The sequence below is a fragment of the Streptomyces sp. NPDC020681 genome (genome assembly GCF_044334895.1).
Taxonomy (GTDB): Bacteria; Actinomycetota; Actinomycetes; order Streptomycetales; family Streptomycetaceae; genus Streptomyces.
Genome location: NZ_JBIRTX010000001.1, coordinates 392,853 through 408,836 on the forward strand (window position 1 = coordinate 392,853; position 15,984 = coordinate 408,836).

The following is a 15,984-nucleotide window of genomic DNA, read 5'->3' on the forward strand; positions in this document are numbered from 1 at the left end:
GTTCGGCCCGTCCGGCAATGCGGCTCGTACGGCCGTCGCGGACACGACCTAGCGGCTTCCGCTCTCCAGACGCATCTGCACGTCCTTCTCCTGGTCCCCCGCCGCCATGCCCTCCACGCGGACGCTGAACGCGGACGCGAGTGTCTCCTCCATCCGGTCGACCGCCCAGTAGCCGCCCTGCATCTCGGCCTCGACGGGCGCGGTCAGCGCCGCGGGTCCGGCCGCGGTCTGCGTTCCGGAGACCTCGAAGGTCGCCGTCCACACGGTCTGATGGCCTTCGGACACGTACTGCGGGGCGTCGTCGTCCGCACGGTCGGACTCGTAGGACTGCTTCAGTACGCGGAAGACGGTGTCGGCGTCCTCCTTGGCACAACCGCTGATCGTCACCACGACCGGCGTGGTGGAGTGCTCGGTCCTGTTCACCGTGTTCCTCGCTCTCGGGCGTTGTTCCCGCACCGTCACCTACAGGCTCGCCCGTCGCCGCACCGAATGCGAGCGGGACGTGCCGACGGGTCCCGGAGTATCGGATTCAGCCCGTCACGCGCGCCATCGGCGGCGTCCGCTCCCGCCGCCGCACCCAGCCCAGCAGGACGACCGAGGCGACCGCGGCGAGTGCGCACCAGGTCGAGACGAACTCCATGCGCCACAGCGCCGCGCAGACCACCGCACCGGCGCCGACCACGACTCCGAGCAGCCGCAGCACCGGGTCGCCGGCGAGGAGCAGCGCTCCGACGGTGGCCAGCAGATACCCGGCGACCACCAGCGGCGACTGCGGCAGGCCGATGACATAGCCGATGGTGTGTCCGCGGATCTCGGCCGTCACCGTCCGGGTGACGAGGCTGTACACGAGCACCGCGGACGTGGCGAGCCCGGCGGCCACGGGGACGATCAGCCGGCGTCGCACGGCCCGGCCGGTCGCGGCCGCCAGGACGGCGAGCGGCACCCAGAACGGCAGCAGCGGCAGCGCGATGACGGCCCAGGCGTCGGTCGCCGGACCCGGTCCGCCGCCGCTGCGCCAGACGACGGACTCGATGATCTGGTGCGCGCCGAGCAGCAGCGGCAGCGCGGCGAGCGGCAGATCGCGGGCCCGCCGTACGTGCGCCACACAGACCACTCCGATCGCGGAGACGCCGATGCCCGCCACGAGGTCGGCGGTCGCGCTCCAGCACATGGGGTCATCCGTTCCCCGCGATCGCCGTCAGTTCTGCGGCAGCCTGCGATTGGCGAGCACCGGCACCGCACGGCGCACGGAAGCGACCTCCTCGATGTCCAGGTCCGCGACCAGCAGCCCCGGTTCCATGCCGAGCCGGTCCCGGACCGCCCCGTCCGGGCCGACGACCGCGCTGAATCCGATGCCGGTGGGGGCCTTGGAGGTGACCGTCGCGCCGGACGCCGCCGGGTCGGCCTGGCCGACGGCCGCGAGCCAGAGCGTGGCGTCGAGCGCCCGCGCGCGGATCAGCAGCTCCCACTGCTCGCGCTTGCCGGGGCCCGCGCCCCAGGACGCGGGCAGCAGCGAGACGACGGCTCCCGCGTCGGCGTGTGCCCGGAACAGTTCGGGGAAGCGGACGTCGTAGCAGGTGGCGAGGCCGATACGGACGTCGTCGACGTCGATGGTGACGACCTCGGAGCCGGCGGCGACAGTGTCGGACTCGGCGAAGCCGAAGGCGTCGTACAGATGGATCTTGTCGTAGGAGGCCTCGACGCCGGGTCCGGTGGCCAGCAGCGTGTTGGTCACCTTGCCGTCGGGAGCCGGAGTGAACATCCCGGCGACCACGACCAGCCCGGCCTCCTTGGCGATGCCTCGCAGCTCGGTGGCCCAAGGCCCGTCCAGGGGTTCGGCCAGCGGCCCGAGCTTCACTCCGAAGCAGGCCATCGTCGCTTCGGGAAAGGCGACGAGGCGGGCGCCGGACTCCGCGGCGAGGTGGGCCTGTTCGCGCACGACGTCCAGGTTCCTCTTGGGGTCGGGGCCGGTGGTGATCTGGCTCAGAGCGATGCGCATGAAGGTCCTTCCTCGTGGGCCGCTGCCGACTGCCCCATTCTCACTTCGGCGGCTCGTGCAGCCCGAACGGCGAACCCTGATTGTCGTGGCAGAGCTTGAAGCGGCCGAAGCGGGCGGCCGTCTCGTCGTCGTCGCCGGCGTCGAAGTCGTCGATCGTGCCGCCGAGTTCACGGACCTTGTCGAGCGCGGTCAACATGTCGTCGACGCGGAAGAAGAGGTACGGGCTCGCGCCGGTGTCGCCGCCGTGGACTCCGCCGGGGACATTGGGCGTGGTGATCGCAAAGCCGCCGCCGTCCGTCGTGCCCGGCTCGAAGGTCCAGCCGAACAGCCCGCTGTAGAACGTACGCGCCTGTTCGGGGTCGCCCACACCCAGTTCGAAGAAGGAGATCTCACCGGCCATCGCCAAGTCCCGCCTTTCGCACGGTGCCAGTCGTTCACAGTGCCAGTCGTTCCACGGTGCCAGTCGGTCCCACCGTACGACCGGCCCTGGGGCGCCGCACCCGGCCCGTCAGGCCTCCGGCCGGACCGCGGCGAGGTAGGCGAGGATCGCGTCGCGGTTGCGCGCCAGGCACTCGATCCGCTGCTGGATCCGCTCCGCCTCGCCGCGCAGCAGCCCGGCCGTCTCCTCCGTCAGGCACTGAGGATGGACATGGATCTCGTCCGGTTCGGTGAGGAACGGCAGGATCCTGCGGATGATCTCCGTGGTGAGGCCGGAGTCGAGCAGCCCGCGGATCTGCTGGACCCGGTGGACCGCGGCGGCGTCGTACGAGCGGTAGCCGTTCTCGGACCGCTGCGGGTGCAGCAGGTTCTGTTCCTCGTAGTAGCGCAGCATCCTGGTGGGGACGCCGGTGCGCCGGGACAGCTCGCCGATCTTCATGGCCGCACGAATCTCCTTGCCTTCACATTGATGTGAAGGTTTCACCATGGTCGCATGCCGACCGCATCGACCGCGAACGCCGCCCGTCCGCAGCCCGCTCCATCCGCCGCGGGCCTGCCGTGGTGGGGCCTGTCCGCTCTGTTCATGGCGGCGTTCACGGCCGTGATGACCGAGCTGCTTCCGGCCGGGCTGCTGCTTCGGATGGGCGACAGCCTCCAGGTGCCGGAAGGCCGCGTCGGCTTCCTCGTCACGGCGTACGCGGCCGCTTCCTTCCTCGCCGCGATCCCGCTGACCGCCGCGCTGCGCGGGCAGCCGCGCCGCCGGGTGCTGATCGGCACGCTCGCCGGATTCGCGCTGTGCAATGCGGTGACCGCGTTCTCCTCCTCGTACGGCCTGACGTTCGCGGCGCGGCTCGTGGCGGGCGCGATGGGCGGCACGCTGTGGGCGATGCTGGCCGGCTGTGCGGCCCGGATGGTCCCGGCCGAACGCCGGGGCCGCGCGATCGCCGTCGTCCTGGCCGGGATCACCGTCGCGCTCTGTCTCGGCGTCCCGGCGGGCACCGCTCTCGCGAGCGTCTTCGGCTGGCGGGCCGCGTTCGCCGCGCTGGCCGTGCTGCCGCTGGCTCTTGTGGTGTGGGTGCGGCTGTGTGTGCCCGGCCTTCCGGGCGAACCGGCCGGCGGGCGGATGCCGCTGCGCCGGGTCGCGACGCTGCGCGGGATACCCGGCGTGCTGGCCGTCACGCTGCTTCTGCTGCTGGGTCATCAGGCGATGTACACGTACCTGGGTCCGTTCGCCGGGCGCGCCGGGTTCCCTCAGGCCGGTGTGGTGCTCTTTGTCTTCGGCATCGCGACGGTCGCGGGCATCTGGACGGTCGGGGTCGTCGTCGACCGGCATCTGCGGGCGGCGCTGTTGACGGCGCTGGGAGTGATCGGGGGCGCGATGCTCGTACTGGGGGCGGCCGGGGACCGTCCCGCGGTGATGCTGGTCGCGGTCGGCGTGTGGGGGGCGGCGTTCGGGGGCGCGCCCACGTTGTTGCAGACGTCGCTGGTCGGGAGCTCGGGTCCGGCGAACGCGGATGTGGCGACGTCGATGCAGGCGACGGTCTACAACGTGGGGATCGCGGGAGGGTCGCTGACGGGCGGGGTCGTGCTGGACGGCGCGGGGGCGGCGTGGTTGCCGTGGACCGCGCTGCCTCTGGTGCTCGCTGCGCTGGTCGCCTGCGGCGGACTCCTGCGACCCGCGGCTCCCAGGTAGTCCATCCGCGTGGAAGGATCAAGGCCGTCCGGAGAGTGCAAGGTCACAGCCCTCGGACCTGCTGCCCAGTTGTGTGCTTGACCTAGCATCTGAGCATGACGGTCCTCCCCGATGACGGGTTCTCACTGGCCGCCGAATTCCCGGATGTCACCCATGAGCAGTGGCAGCGACTGGTGGCCGGCGTGCTGCGCAAGGCAGGCAAGGACACGCCGGACACGGCTGCCGAGGACGCGTTGTCCACGGCTCTCGAGGACGGTCTCACGACCCGTCCTCTCTATACGGCAGACCCGGCAGACACGGCGGCGGACGGCCCGGACAGCGCCGGGTTCCCCGGCTTCGCTCCCTTCACCCGGGGCGGCAGGCCCGAGGCCGGCGCGGTCTCCGGCTGGGACGTACGCCAGCGGCACGACCGGCCCGATCCGGTGCGTACGAACGAAGCCGTGCTTGCGGACCTGGAGAACGGGGTCACCTCGCTCTGGCTGTCCGTCGGCGCGGCCGGAGTACCGGTCTCCGGGCTCGCCGCAGCGCTGGACGGCGTCTTTCTCGACCTGGCTCCCGTTGTGCTCGACGCCGGATCCGAATTCGGTGCCGCCGCCCAGGAGTTGCTGAGCCTGTACGAGAAGCGGGGCGTCCCCAGGGAGTCGGCGAGCGGCAACCTCGGCGGCGACCCGATCGGGTACGAGGCCCGGACCGGCGAGGCTCTCGATGTCTCGGACGCGGTCGCGACGGCGGCACTGTGTGCACGCGAGTGGCCGGCCCTGCGGGCGCTGACCGTCGACGCGCTGCCGTACCACGAGGCCGGCGGATCCGCGGCGCAGGAGCTGGGCTGCTCGCTGGCGACGGGGGTCGCGTATCTGCGGGCGCTCGTCGACGGCGGGCTGAGCGTCGAAGCGGCGTGCGGTCAGCTGGAGTTCCGCTACGCGGCCACCGCCGACCAGTTCCTGACGATCGCGAAGCTCCGCGCCGCACGCCGCGTCTGGGCCCGCGTCGCCGAGGCCTGTGGTGCTGATCCCGCCGCCGGCGCCCAGCGCCAGCACGCGGTGACGTCCTCGGTGATGATGACCCGGCGCGATCCATGGGTGAACATGCTGCGCACCACCGTCGCCTCGCTCGCCGCGGGCGTCGGCGGGGCGGATTCCGTGACCGTGCTGCCCTTCGACCATGTACTCGGTCTTCCGGACGGCTTCGCCCGCCGGATCGCCCGCAACACCTCGACGATCCTGCTCGAGGAGTCGCACGTCGGCCGCGTCATCGACCCGGCGGGCGGTTCCTGGTACGTGGAGCAGCTCACCGACGAACTCGCGCACGCCGCCTGGGCCTGGTTCCAGGAGATCGAGCGCGCGGGCGGCCAACTGGCCGCGCTGCGCGGCGGTCTGGTGTCCGAGCGGATCGGCGCGACCTGGCAGGACCGCAAGAAGAACCTGGCCAAGCGGCGTGAACCGGTCACCGGCGTCAGCGAGTTCCCGCTGCTCGACCAGGCCCCGGTGGAGCGCGATCCCGCTCCCGCGGCACCGTCCGGCGGACTGCCGCGAGTGCGCCGGGACGAGGCGTACGAGACCCTGCGCGCCCGTTCCGACGCGCATCTGGCCGCCACCGGCGCACGCCCGCGGGTGTTTGTCGCGGCCATCGGCCCGGCGTCGGCGCACACCGCGCGCGCCTCGTTCGCCGTCAATCTCTTCCAGGCCGGTGGCCTCGAACCGGTCCACGACCCGGTTTCCGTCGACGCGGAATCGGCCGCTGCGGCGTTCGCCGCCAGCGGCGCCTCGGTCGCCTGCATCTGTTCCAGCGACGCGCTCTACGCCGAGCAGGCGGCGGGTGTCGCCGAGGCGCTGAAGTCGGCCGGCGCACTGCGGGTCCTTCTCGCGGGCCGCCCGGGTGAGCAGCGTGAGACCTATGTACGGGCCGGAGTCGACGAGTTCGTCGTCGCGGGCGGGGACGCGGTTGCCGTCCTCACCTCCGTACTCGACCGGATCGGAGTGAATTGATGCGGATCCCGGACTTCTCAGGAATCGACCTCGGGGCCGGCAGCGCGTCCGGCGTCTCCGAGGACCAGTGGCGCAGCGCCGTCAAGGAGTCCACCGGCAAAGACACGGGCGACCTGGTGTGGGACACGCCGGAAGGCATCCCGGTCAAGCCGCTGTACACCGATGAGGATCTGGCCGGTCTCGACTTCCTCGGCACCTACCCGGGCGTCGCGCCGTATCTGCGCGGCCCGTATCCGACGATGTACGTCAACCAGCCGTGGACGATCCGTCAGTACGCGGGCTTCTCCACCGCCGAGGAGTCCAACGCGTTCTACCGGCGCAATCTGGCCGCCGGGCAGAAGGGTCTGTCGGTCGCCTTCGATCTGCCGACCCACCGTGGCTACGACAGCGACCATCCGCGGGTGACGGGCGATGTCGGCATGGCGGGTGTGGCCATCGACTCGATCTACGACATGCGCCAGCTGTTCGACGGCATTCCGCTGGACCGGATGAGCGTGTCGATGACGATGAACGGGGCCGTGCTGCCCGTTCTCGCGCTGTACATCGTGGCCGCCGAGGAGCAGGGCGTACCGCCCGAGAAGCTGGCCGGGACCATCCAGAACGACATCCTCAAAGAGTTCATGGTCCGCAACACCTACATCTATCCGCCCGGGCCCTCGATGCGGATCATCTCGGACATCTTCGCGTACACCTCGCAGAAGATGCCCCGCTACAACTCCATCTCCATCTCCGGCTATCACATCCAGGAGGCCGGAGCGACGGCCGATCTGGAGCTGGCGTACACGCTCGCCGACGGGATGGAGTATCTGCGGGCCGGACTCGGCGCGGGCCTCGACGTGGACGCCTTCGCGCCGCGGCTGTCGTTCTTCTGGGCGATCGGCATGAACTTCTTCATGGAGATCGCCAAGCTGCGGGCCGCCCGGCTGCTGTGGGCCAAGCTGGTCAAGACGTTCGACCCGCAGAACCCCAAGTCGCTCTCGCTGCGCACCCATTGCCAGACCTCGGGCTGGTCGCTGACGGCGCAGGACGTCTTCAACAACGTCACCCGCACCTGTGTCGAGGCCATGGCCGCCACACAGGGACACACCCAGTCGCTGCACACCAACGCGCTGGACGAGGCGCTGGCCCTGCCGACCGACTTCTCCGCGCGGATCGCCCGCAACACCCAGCTGCTGCTCCAGCAGGAGTCGGGCACCTGCCGGGTCATCGACCCGTGGGGCGGCAGTGCGTATGTCGAGAGGCTCACGCACGACCTCGCCCGGCGCGCCTGGCAGCACATCGAGGAGGTCGAGGCCGCGGGCGGCATGGCGAAGGCCATCGACGCGGGCATCCCGAAGCTGCGCGTCGAGGAGGCCGCGGCCCGTACGCAGGCACGCATCGACTCCGGGCGCCAGCCCGTCATCGGCGTGAACAAGTACCGGGTGGAGACCGACGAGCAGATCGACGTCCTGAAGGTCGACAACTCCTCGGTGCGCACGCAGCAGATCGAGAAGCTGCGGCGGCTGCGTGCGGAGCGCGACGAGAACGTCTGCCAGGACGCGCTGCGGGCGCTGACCGGGGCGGCGGACCGCGGCGACGGCAATCTGCTGGCGCTCGCCGTGGACGCGGCGCGCGCGATGGCGACGGTCGGCGAGATCTCCGACGCCCTGGAGAAGGTGTACGGACGCCACTCGGGACAGATCCGTACGATCTCCGGTGTGTACCGGAACGAGGCAGGGACGTCACCCGCCGTGGAGCAGACCCGCACCCTGGTCGAGGAGTTCGAGGAGGCCGAGGGCCGCCGTCCGCGCATCCTGGTCGCCAAGATGGGCCAGGACGGCCATGACCGCGGCCAGAAGGTGATCGCGACCGCCTTCGCCGACCTCGGCTTCGACGTGGACGTCGGCCCGCTGTTTCAGACGCCGGCCGAGGTGGCCCGCCAGGCGGTCGAGGCGGATGTCCACATCGTCGGCGTCTCCTCGCTGGCCGCCGGGCATCTCACGCTGGTGCCCGCGCTGCGCGAGGAGCTGGCCGCCGAGGGCCGCGAGGACATCATGATCGTGGTGGGCGGGGTGATTCCGCCGCAGGACGTCCAGACCCTCCACGAGGCGGGCGCGGCCGCGGTGTTCCCGCCCGGCACGGTGATCCCGGACGCCGCGCAGGGCCTGGTGAAGACCCTGGGCGCCGCGCTCGGCCACGAGTTGTAGGCCCATGCCACCGACGATCGACATCGATACGTATGTGAAGGGTGTGCGTGACGGGTCGCGGGCGCACATCGCCCGCGCCATCACGCTCGTGGAGTCCACCCGGGCCGATCACCGCGGCCTCGCCCAGCAGTTGCTGACCGAGCTGCTGCCGTACTCCGGTACGGCCCGGCGGGTCGGGATCAGCGGCGTTCCGGGCGTCGGGAAGTCCACGTTCATCGACGCGCTCGGCACGATGCTCACCGGTCTCGGGCACCGGGTCGCGGTGCTGGCCGTCGACCCGTCGTCGAGCCGTACCGGCGGCTCCATCCTCGGTGACAAGACCCGGATGGAGCGGCTTGCGGTGGACCCTGCCGCGTTCGTGCGTCCATCGCCCACCTCGGGCACGCTCGGCGGCGTGGCCAAGGCGACCCGCGAGACCATGATCGTGATGGAGGCGGCCGGTTACGACGTGGTGCTGGTGGAGACGGTCGGCGTCGGCCAGTCGGAGACCGCCGTTGCCAACATGGTGGACTCGTTCCTGCTGCTGAGCCTCGCGCGCACCGGCGACCAGCTCCAGGGCATCAAGAAGGGCGTGCTGGAGCTGGCCGATGTGATCGCGGTGAACAAGGCGGACGGCCCGCACGAGCGCGATGCCCGGTCCGCCGCGCGTGAACTGGCCGGTGCGCTGCGGCTGATGCACTCACCCGACGCCGCCTGGACTCCCCCGGTGCTGTCCTGCAGCGCCCGTGAAGGAACCGGGCTCGATGTGGTCTGGGAGCGTCTGGAGCAGCATCGTTCGCTGCTCGACTCGACCGGGCGGCTCGCGGCCAAGCGCCGTGACCAGCAGATCGACTGGGCGTGGACGATGGTCCACGACGAGCTGCGCGACCGGCTGCGCAGCCATCCGCAGGTGCGGGCGCTCGCTCCCGGCCTCGAACGGCAGGTACGGGACGGCGAGTTGACGGCCACGTTGGCCGCCGAACGCATCCTGGCCGCGTTTCAGCGGTCTGACACCCGGTAGCGGGCAGGGGGCGGGATGCGGCCCGCCCCCTGCCGTACCGGTCGGGCACTCCGGTCAGCCGCCGGTCAGAGCGCGGACCTCATGTCGCGGGCCGCGGCCACCAGATGCTCCAGCGAGGTACGGACCTCGTGCCAGCCCCTGGTTTTGAGGCCGCAGTCCGGGTTGACCCAGAGCCGTTCGGCCGGAATGGCCTCAAGTCCCTTGCGCAGCAGGGCCGTTGCCTCCTCGGCGCTGGGCACCCGCGGTGAGTGGATGTCATAGACGCCGGGCCCCACCTCGCGGGGATAGCCGGCCTCGGCGAGTTCGTCGGCGACCTGCATATGGGAGCGGGCGGCCTCCAGGCTGATGACATCGGCGTCGAGGTCGCCGATCGCGGCCAGGATGTCGCCGAACTCCGCGTAGCACATGTGCGTATGGATCTGTGTGTCCGGCCGCACTCCGCCGGTGGCCAGCCGGAACGCCTCCGTCGCCCAGGCCAGGTACGCCGCCCGTCCGGCGCTGCGCAGCGGCAGCGTCTCGCGCAGCGCGGGCTCGTCCACCTGGATCACCGAAGTCCCGGCCGCCTCCAGGTCGTTCACCTCGTCGCGCAGCGCCAGCGCGACCTGGCGGGCGGTCTCGGCGAGCGGCTGGTCGTCGCGGACGAAGGACCAGGCGAGCATGGTGACAGGGCCGGTGAGCATGCCCTTGACCGGGCGGTCGGTCAGCGACTGCGCGTACCGGGTCCAGCGCACGGTCATCGGGTCGGGCCGGGAGATGTCGCCGGCCAGGATCGGCGGCCGGACATAGCGGGTGCCGTACGACTGGACCCAGCCGTTCTGGGTGGCGAGGCAGCCGCTCAGCTGCTCGGCGAAGTACTGCACCATGTCGTTGCGCTCGGGCTCGCCGTGTACGAGCACATCGATGCCGGCCTTCTCCTGGAAGGCGACCACCTCGCGGATCTCGGCGCCGATGCGCTCCTCGTACTGCTCGGCGGTGATGCGGCCGGCCCGCAGGTCCGCGCGCGCGGTGCGCAGTTCGGCGGTCTGCGGGAACGAGCCGATCGTGGTCGTCGGCAGCAGCGGCAGCCGCAGGCGCGAGCGCTGGGCCGCCGAGCGCTCGGTGTACGGCAGGGTGCGCCGGGTGTCCGCGTCGGTGACGGCGGCCGTGCGGGCGCGCACAGCGGGGTCGTGGGTCAGCGCAGAGGCGGCACGGGAGTGCAGATCGGCGCGGTTGGCGGCGAGTTGGGCGGTGATGGCGTCGGCGCCCTCGGTCAGTCCGCGGGCGAGCGTGACGACCTCGGCGGTCTTCTGCCGGGCGAAGGCGAGCCAGCGCGCGGCCTGGGTGTCGACATCGCGTTCCGCCGCGGCGTCGAGCGGCACATGGAGCAGTGAGCAGGAGGGAGCCACGTCCACCGTGCCGGCGAGCCCGAGCAGGGTGGCGAGGGTGACCGTCGACCTTCCGAGGTCGTTGATCCACACATTGCGGCCGTCGACGACTCCGGCCACGAGCCGCTTGCCCGGCAGACCGCCGACGGCGGCGAGGTCCTGGAGGTTGGCGGCGGCGGGCCCGGTGAAGTCGAGCGCCAGCCCCTCGACCGGCGCCTTCGCGAGTACCGGCAGCGCCTCGCCGAGCCGGTCGAAGTAGGAGGCGACGAGGAGCTTCGGGCGGTCGTCGCGGGAGCCGAGGTGGCGGTAGACGCGGGTGGCGGCGCTCAGCACGGCAGGCGGTTGGTCCTGCACGAGCGCCGGCTCGTCGAGCTGCACCCACTGCGCACCCGCCGCCCGCAGGTCGGAGAGCACCTTCTCGTACACCGGAAGCAGCCGGTCCAGCAGGGTGAGCGGCTGGAAGTCGGCGGGGACGCCGGGCGCGGGCTTGGCGAGCAGCAGATAGGTGAGGGGGCCGACGACGACCGGCCGGGCGGTGGTGTGTCCGAGCGCGATCGCCTCCTTCAACTCCGCGACCTGCTTTGCGGAGTCGGCGGTGAACTCGGTGCCGGGGCCGAGTTCGGGGACGAGGTAGTGGTAGTTGGTGTCGAACCACTTGGTCATTTCCAGCGGCGCGACGTCCTGGGTGCCGCGGGCCATGGCGAAGTAGCCGTCGAGCGGGTCGGCTTCGACGGCCGCGCGGTGACGGTCGGGAATAGCGCCGACCATGACGCTGGTGTCCAGCACATGGTCGTAGTACGAGAAGTCTCCGGTCGGCACTTCGTGGATGCCGGCGTCGGCGAGCTGCCGCCAGTTGGCCCGGCGCAGGGCGGCGGCCGTCTCCGTCAGCGACTGCGCGCCGACGCGGCCCTTCCAGTAGCCCTCGATCGCTTTCTTCAGTTCGCGGTCGGGGCCCTGGCGCGGGTAGCCGTGGACGGTGGCCCGGGAGCCTGGGGATGTGGAGCTGGTGGTCACGGAACTCTCCTTCGCGAGTACTCGTCCATGACCTCGGAGCACCGCGGAACGCGAAGGAGGGGCAGCTGCCTGCGTCTGCCCGTACCGCCGACCCTCCCGCGAGGTCACCGAGATCTCCGCGCGCGTTCGCGCACGGGCAGTGGCAGGTCTTCGGACTCGCGGGCGCGCCGTCGACGAAGGAATTCCTCGTACGAAGGCATCTACTGGCCGTCGCTTCCCAGTCCCGTGGTCCGGGGCCAGTGCGTAAGACGGCGGTCGTTCCCACTCACCGCTGCGGGGCAGTTCCGGACTCTCACCGGATTCCCTCTTGCGACGCGCCTGCCTGGAGGGCAGGGCGAACCAGCTGCGAGGTCAGCCTAACCGCCGATCCGGCCGGGACCCACGGATTTGCCGGACCATTGACAGGTGACCAAAAGGTCACCTATTTTGGTGAGCGTGGACGAAGTGTTCAAGGCACTGGCGGACCCGACGCGACGCAGCCTCCTCGACGAGCTCTTCCGGGAGGACGGGCAGACGCTCAGCGCGCTCGAGGCGCGGTTCGACATCACCCGCTTCGGCGTGATGAAGCACCTCAAGCAGCTCGAAGAGGCGGGCCTTGTGGTGACCAGACGCCGCGGCCGGGAGAAGCTCCACTTCCTGAACCCCGTGCCCATCCGGCTCGTCCACGACCGGTGGGTGAGCAAGTACGCGGAACCGTGGGCCGCTGGCCTCAGTGGCCTCAAGAGCCGACTGGAGAGTCCGATGGAGAAGATCTTCGAGATTTACATCCGCACCACACCGGAGCGACTCTGGGAGGCGATCACCGACCCCGAAATCCGCAGCAAGTACAACTTCGGCGGGAGGATCAAGGCCGACTGGAGGCCCGGCGGGCGCTTCGAGATGAGCCATCCGAAGGCCGAAGGCCTGCTCGGCGAGGGCGAGATCCTCGAGATCGATCCGCCGCGCAAACTCGTGCAGAGCATGGTCGCGCTGTGGAGCGACGAGGTGAAGAGCGAGGGCACGACCAGGGTCACCTGGGACATCGAGCCGGTCGGCGACTCCTGCCGACTGGTCGTCACGCACGACCAGCTGCGCGACGGCGCCAACGACGAGCTGTACGGCGGCTGGCCGATGATTCTCTCCGGCCTCAAGACCTGGCTGGAGACGGGCGAGCTGCTCACCACGCCCGGTTCGCAGATGTACTCCTGACGCGGCGGCGGATCGTGGCGGACAGGCACTCCGGTACGAGCGCCCGATGAACGCACCCGTACCGGAGAAGCCGTCCGGCCGGCGCGTCAGGAACCGGCCTTGCCCAGCCGCAGACCGGAACCGACGACGCGCGCCTTGATGCCCTGCTCCTCCACCGTGACATCGCTCAGCTCCAACTCGCGGAGCGAGCGCGGCAGTTCGAAGGAGAGCGAGAGCCGCTCCGACAGCTCCGGCGGCTTCAGCGCGAGCAGGCCCTTCACCAGGGCGGGATCGACGCCCACCTTCTCGAGCAGCTGCGGATGTTCGATCACCACGTCGACCAGGTTGACCTTCATCAGCCGCTCCGCGAACTTCGGTGCGCCGGTGAGCCGGTTCAGCTCCTCCTCGCTCTTCAGCGCCCTGCGCACCTGCTCCTCGGACACTCCGAGCCGCTTGACGATCGCCGGCACCGAGAGCAGCGCCTTGGCGCGGGCTCCTTCGCGGCTGATCAGCTCGGCCGTCTCACGGTGCAGCCGCAGGCCCGAGTGCTCCGGGTCCTTGCCGGGCCGGTAGACGGCCACGCCGGGAATGTCGAGCTGCATGCCGTCGATGGTGGTGGTCAGCGAGCTGCCGTTGTCGCGCCGGATGCGGGCTTGGGCCTGTACGCGCACGTCCTGTCCGGCGACGGCCAGTTCGCCGTTCATCCGGACTCCGTCGACTCCGCTGCCGGTGAACTTCAGCTGCGATGCGCCCAGTTCGCGGTTGAGGTCGTCGAAGGAGAGCAGCACCTCGCCGTCGAGCTTGCCGATGACCGCGCCCTTGATCGAGGTCGGGGCGTCGCCGACGATGCGTACATCTCGCACGGTGGCTCGCACCTCGGCCAGCGAGACCCGGTCGGCGGAGACGTCCGGCACGGTGACGTCGACACGGCCGATCCGCTCGCCGAGCACCTGGGTCAGGAAGGGAAAGCCCTGGATGTCGACTTCGGGCCGGGTGGCGAGCCCGAGCGACTTCTGGAGCTTGTCGGCGGCGCGGCTCTGCGCATACGCCTCGGCGACGCGGTCGGCGAGCAGCAGACACACGGCGCACAGGGCCGTCGCGAGCGTCACCTTCACCAGCGCGGGCAGCGCACCGAAGCGGCTTCTGCCCCGGTGGTTGGGCGGCTCCCAGTCGTCCTCGTCGTCGAGGTCCGACCTGAGCCCGAGCTGCAGCGGGTCCCTCGGGACGTAGTCGGCGTAATCCGGTTCCGGATCTGCCAGTTGGGCGAGTTCGTCGTACGGACTGCGCGGTGGGACAGAGGGTGAATGCGTGGATATGCGTGTGGGGGGTCGCATCGCCTCATCCCACCATGCGGACCACCCTCGAACGCAAGTCCATCAGTGCGTTCGCAATGGTTTGAGCCAAAGATCGACGCTCCGACGACCGGCATCCCGCCCGGTACAAGGGCTTTCGGCCCGCTAGCCTGAGACCATGGTCACATCTCACGTTCTCACCTGGGAAGTCACTGCCAGTCAGGGCTACGAGACAGCCTGGACCGAGTTCTCCGGCACGACCCTCCAGGCGCGCGGCCGGGCGGTCGGGACGCGGCCGGAGGTGTACTGGATTTCGTACCACCTGGACACCGGCGACGACTTTGTGACCCGTGAGCTCCAGGTGCGCGCCGCGACCTCCACCGGTTCGCACGAACTGCACCTGCTGCACGACGGCGCCGGCCGGTGGACGGCAGACGGCGAGCCGCTGCCCGAGGTCGACGGCGCGCTCGACTGCGACCTGGGACTGTGCCCGCTGACCAACACGATGCCGGTGCTCCGGCACGGACTGCATCTCGGACCCGGCGAGCGGGACTTTCTGATGGCCTGGGTCTCCGTACCGGATCTGACCGTGCACGCGTCGGAACAGTCGTACACCCACCTTCGGCGCAGCGGGAGCGGTGCGCGCATCCGCTTTGTGTCGGGCGACTTCCGCAGCGACCTGGAGTTCGACGCAGAAGGACTCGTGACCGACTATCCCGGTCTGGCGCACCGTATGTCGGGGAACGCCGGACGGCCGTGACCCCGCGGGCCGTTCGGCGGTATCAGACCGTCTCGTGCAGCTTCTCGAAGAAGAACTCGTGCTTGAGGAACGACGTGTCGTACTCGTGGCCGGCCTGCGGCGGAATCAGCTGGGAGGCCTGGAACAGCCGCCAGCCGTCCTCGAGCGCGCGCACTCCGGACTCGTACGGCGGCTCGTCGCTGTCGCCCGTGGTCGGCCTGGTGCGGCCGGTGCCGTCGTAGCGCGCCCAGCCGACCACCTCCGAGTCGAGCGCCGACGTCGCCAGGTAGAGGACGAGGACCTGCTGTCTCATGCGGTGCTCCCGATCGTCGGGCGGTTGGCCACGCGGGTCGCCCAGTAGTCGATGTCGAAGGTGTCGTCGCCGGTCAGGGCGCGCCAGAGGCGCACCCGGTTGTAGATCTCCAGCCGGCCGGTGGCGGGTTCGTACCACGGGAAGCCGGTGCGCAGTTCTTCGGCGACGGCCGGATCGGCGAGGTCGCTCGTGTCCCACAGGCGCACCTGCGGCACAGTCGGATTGAAACGGATCTTGAACATGAAGCGGCGGGTGCCGCTGTCGTTGCGCCGTCCGCCGTGCCACAGGCCGTGGTGCAGCAGCACCACGGTGCCCGCGGGGCAGGTCAGCCGGGTCTGGCCGCGCAGATTCTGGTAGCGCCCGGTGTCGCTCTCGTTGGTGCGGCGCAGATGGCTGCCCGGCACGCTGAGGGTGCCGCCCATGTCGGCGGTCACCTCGTGCGGGTAGTACATGAGCTGGACGTCGAAGGCGTCGGGGCGTACGTCGATGATGGCGTCGCCGTGCAGCGGCTGGGCGTTGCCCTCGCGGGGCTCGCGGATGTGCACGGCGTGGTGGTCGACGGTCGGCGCGGGTCCGACGAGGCTCTTCAGGGCCCCGGCGACCGCCGGGAGTTCCACGAGTCGGCGGGCGAACGACCCCTCGGGGAAGGCCTGGTCGAGCGGAGTGCCGTACGGCACGTCGGGGATGCCCTCGGACAGGACCTCGATCGCCCGGTCGTTCATCTCCTGCGGCACGACCGCGTCCAGCCGCAGCGAGCCGTGCGCGACGAACCGCGCCATCTCGGCGGAGGTGAG

At 70.7% G+C, this 15,984-nt stretch carries 15 protein-coding genes and 1 riboswitch; of the genes, 6 read left to right on the top strand and 9 right to left on the bottom strand.

Going from position 1 to position 15,984, the window contains the following annotated elements; translation table 11 throughout:
- Window positions 1–48 precede the first annotated feature (48 nt).
- The 5 genes from ACH4YL_RS01575 to ACH4YL_RS01595 form a co-directional block, all read right to left on the bottom strand.
- Complete coding sequence (locus ACH4YL_RS01575) at window positions 49–423, bottom strand: hypothetical protein (protein ID WP_398503674.1); 375 nt, start codon at window positions 421–423, stop codon at window positions 49–51.
- Window positions 424–529: 106 nt separating this feature from the next.
- Entirely contained in the window at window positions 530–1,171 is a 642-nt protein-coding gene (locus tag ACH4YL_RS01580) for a DUF6629 family protein (protein WP_398503676.1), read from the bottom strand.
- A gap of 27 nt (window positions 1,172–1,198) precedes the next feature.
- Complete coding sequence (locus ACH4YL_RS01585) at window positions 1,199–1,999, bottom strand: carbon-nitrogen hydrolase family protein (RefSeq protein WP_398503678.1); 801 nt, start codon at window positions 1,997–1,999, stop codon at window positions 1,199–1,201.
- 40 nt (window positions 2,000–2,039) lie between these two features.
- Window positions 2,040–2,399: a VOC family protein gene (locus ACH4YL_RS01590; RefSeq protein ID WP_398503679.1), complete on the bottom strand. Its 360-nt coding sequence runs from the start codon at window positions 2,397–2,399 to the stop codon at window positions 2,040–2,042.
- A 108-nt stretch (window positions 2,400–2,507) separates the two neighbouring features.
- Entirely contained in the window at window positions 2,508–2,876 is a 369-nt protein-coding gene (locus ACH4YL_RS01595; RefSeq protein ID WP_398503681.1) for a MerR family transcriptional regulator, read from the bottom strand.
- A gap of 54 nt (window positions 2,877–2,930) precedes the next feature.
- Between ACH4YL_RS01595 and ACH4YL_RS01600 the strand changes: the two genes are divergently transcribed.
- The 4 genes from ACH4YL_RS01600 to meaB all read left to right on the top strand — a co-directional run bounded on the left by ACH4YL_RS01600 (window position 2,931) and on the right by meaB (window position 9,301).
- A complete protein-coding gene (locus tag ACH4YL_RS01600; RefSeq protein ID WP_398503683.1) occupies window positions 2,931–4,130 on the top strand; it encodes an MFS transporter in 1,200 nt (399 codons plus the stop codon).
- Between the two features lie 95 nt (window positions 4,131–4,225).
- Window positions 4,226–6,115 (top strand): methylmalonyl-CoA mutase family protein, encoded by a 1,890-nt coding sequence (locus tag ACH4YL_RS01605; protein ID WP_398503685.1) that lies wholly within the window; start codon window positions 4,226–4,228, stop codon window positions 6,113–6,115.
- Window positions 6,115–8,301, top strand: a complete 2,187-nt coding sequence (gene scpA, locus ACH4YL_RS01610; RefSeq protein ID WP_398503687.1) for a methylmalonyl-CoA mutase — start codon at window positions 6,115–6,117, stop codon at window positions 8,299–8,301. The genes ACH4YL_RS01605 and scpA overlap by 1 nt, the downstream gene beginning before the upstream one ends.
- 4 nt (window positions 8,302–8,305) lie before the next feature.
- On the top strand, window positions 8,306–9,301 hold the full coding sequence (meaB, locus tag ACH4YL_RS01615) for a methylmalonyl Co-A mutase-associated GTPase MeaB (RefSeq protein WP_398503689.1): 996 nt from the start codon (window positions 8,306–8,308) through the stop codon (window positions 9,299–9,301).
- A gap of 65 nt (window positions 9,302–9,366) precedes the next feature.
- On the opposite strand, the gene metE is transcribed toward meaB, so the two are convergent.
- Window positions 9,367–11,679 (bottom strand): 5-methyltetrahydropteroyltriglutamate--homocysteine S-methyltransferase, encoded by a 2,313-nt coding sequence (gene metE, locus ACH4YL_RS01620; RefSeq protein ID WP_398503691.1) that lies wholly within the window; start codon window positions 11,677–11,679, stop codon window positions 9,367–9,369.
- A 123-nt stretch (window positions 11,680–11,802) separates the two neighbouring features.
- A riboswitch (cobalamin riboswitch) is annotated at window positions 11,803–12,038 on the bottom strand.
- A 76-nt stretch (window positions 12,039–12,114) separates the two neighbouring features.
- Between metE and ACH4YL_RS01625 the strand changes: the two genes are divergently transcribed.
- Entirely contained in the window at window positions 12,115–12,867 is a 753-nt protein-coding gene (locus ACH4YL_RS01625) for an ArsR/SmtB family transcription factor (RefSeq protein WP_398503693.1), read from the top strand.
- Window positions 12,868–12,953: 86 nt separating this feature from the next.
- Here the strand turns inward: ACH4YL_RS01625 and ACH4YL_RS01630 are convergent, their stop codons facing one another.
- Window positions 12,954–14,180, bottom strand: a complete 1,227-nt coding sequence (locus ACH4YL_RS01630; protein WP_398503695.1) for a DUF2993 domain-containing protein — start codon at window positions 14,178–14,180, stop codon at window positions 12,954–12,956.
- A 136-nt stretch (window positions 14,181–14,316) separates the two neighbouring features.
- Here ACH4YL_RS01630 and ACH4YL_RS01635 point away from each other — a divergent pair, with 136 nt between their 5' ends.
- Complete coding sequence (locus tag ACH4YL_RS01635) at window positions 14,317–14,898, top strand: putative glycolipid-binding domain-containing protein (protein WP_398503697.1); 582 nt, start codon at window positions 14,317–14,319, stop codon at window positions 14,896–14,898.
- A 22-nt stretch (window positions 14,899–14,920) separates the two neighbouring features.
- Here ACH4YL_RS01635 and ACH4YL_RS01640 read toward each other — a convergent pair whose 3' ends face one another.
- Together ACH4YL_RS01640 and ACH4YL_RS01645 are read right to left on the bottom strand one after the other, a co-directional pair.
- The gene (locus ACH4YL_RS01640; RefSeq protein ID WP_398503699.1) at window positions 14,921–15,190 is read right to left on the bottom strand and encodes a hypothetical protein; all 270 of its coding nucleotides are present in this window, start codon (window positions 15,188–15,190) and stop codon (window positions 14,921–14,923) included.
- Window positions 15,187–15,969 carry a phytanoyl-CoA dioxygenase family protein gene (locus ACH4YL_RS01645; protein ID WP_398504366.1) on the bottom strand — a complete coding sequence of 261 codons (783 nt, stop codon included), beginning with the start codon at window positions 15,967–15,969 and terminating at the stop codon, window positions 15,187–15,189. The genes ACH4YL_RS01640 and ACH4YL_RS01645 overlap by 4 nt, the downstream gene beginning before the upstream one ends.
- Window positions 15,970–15,984: the final 15 nt, after the last annotated feature.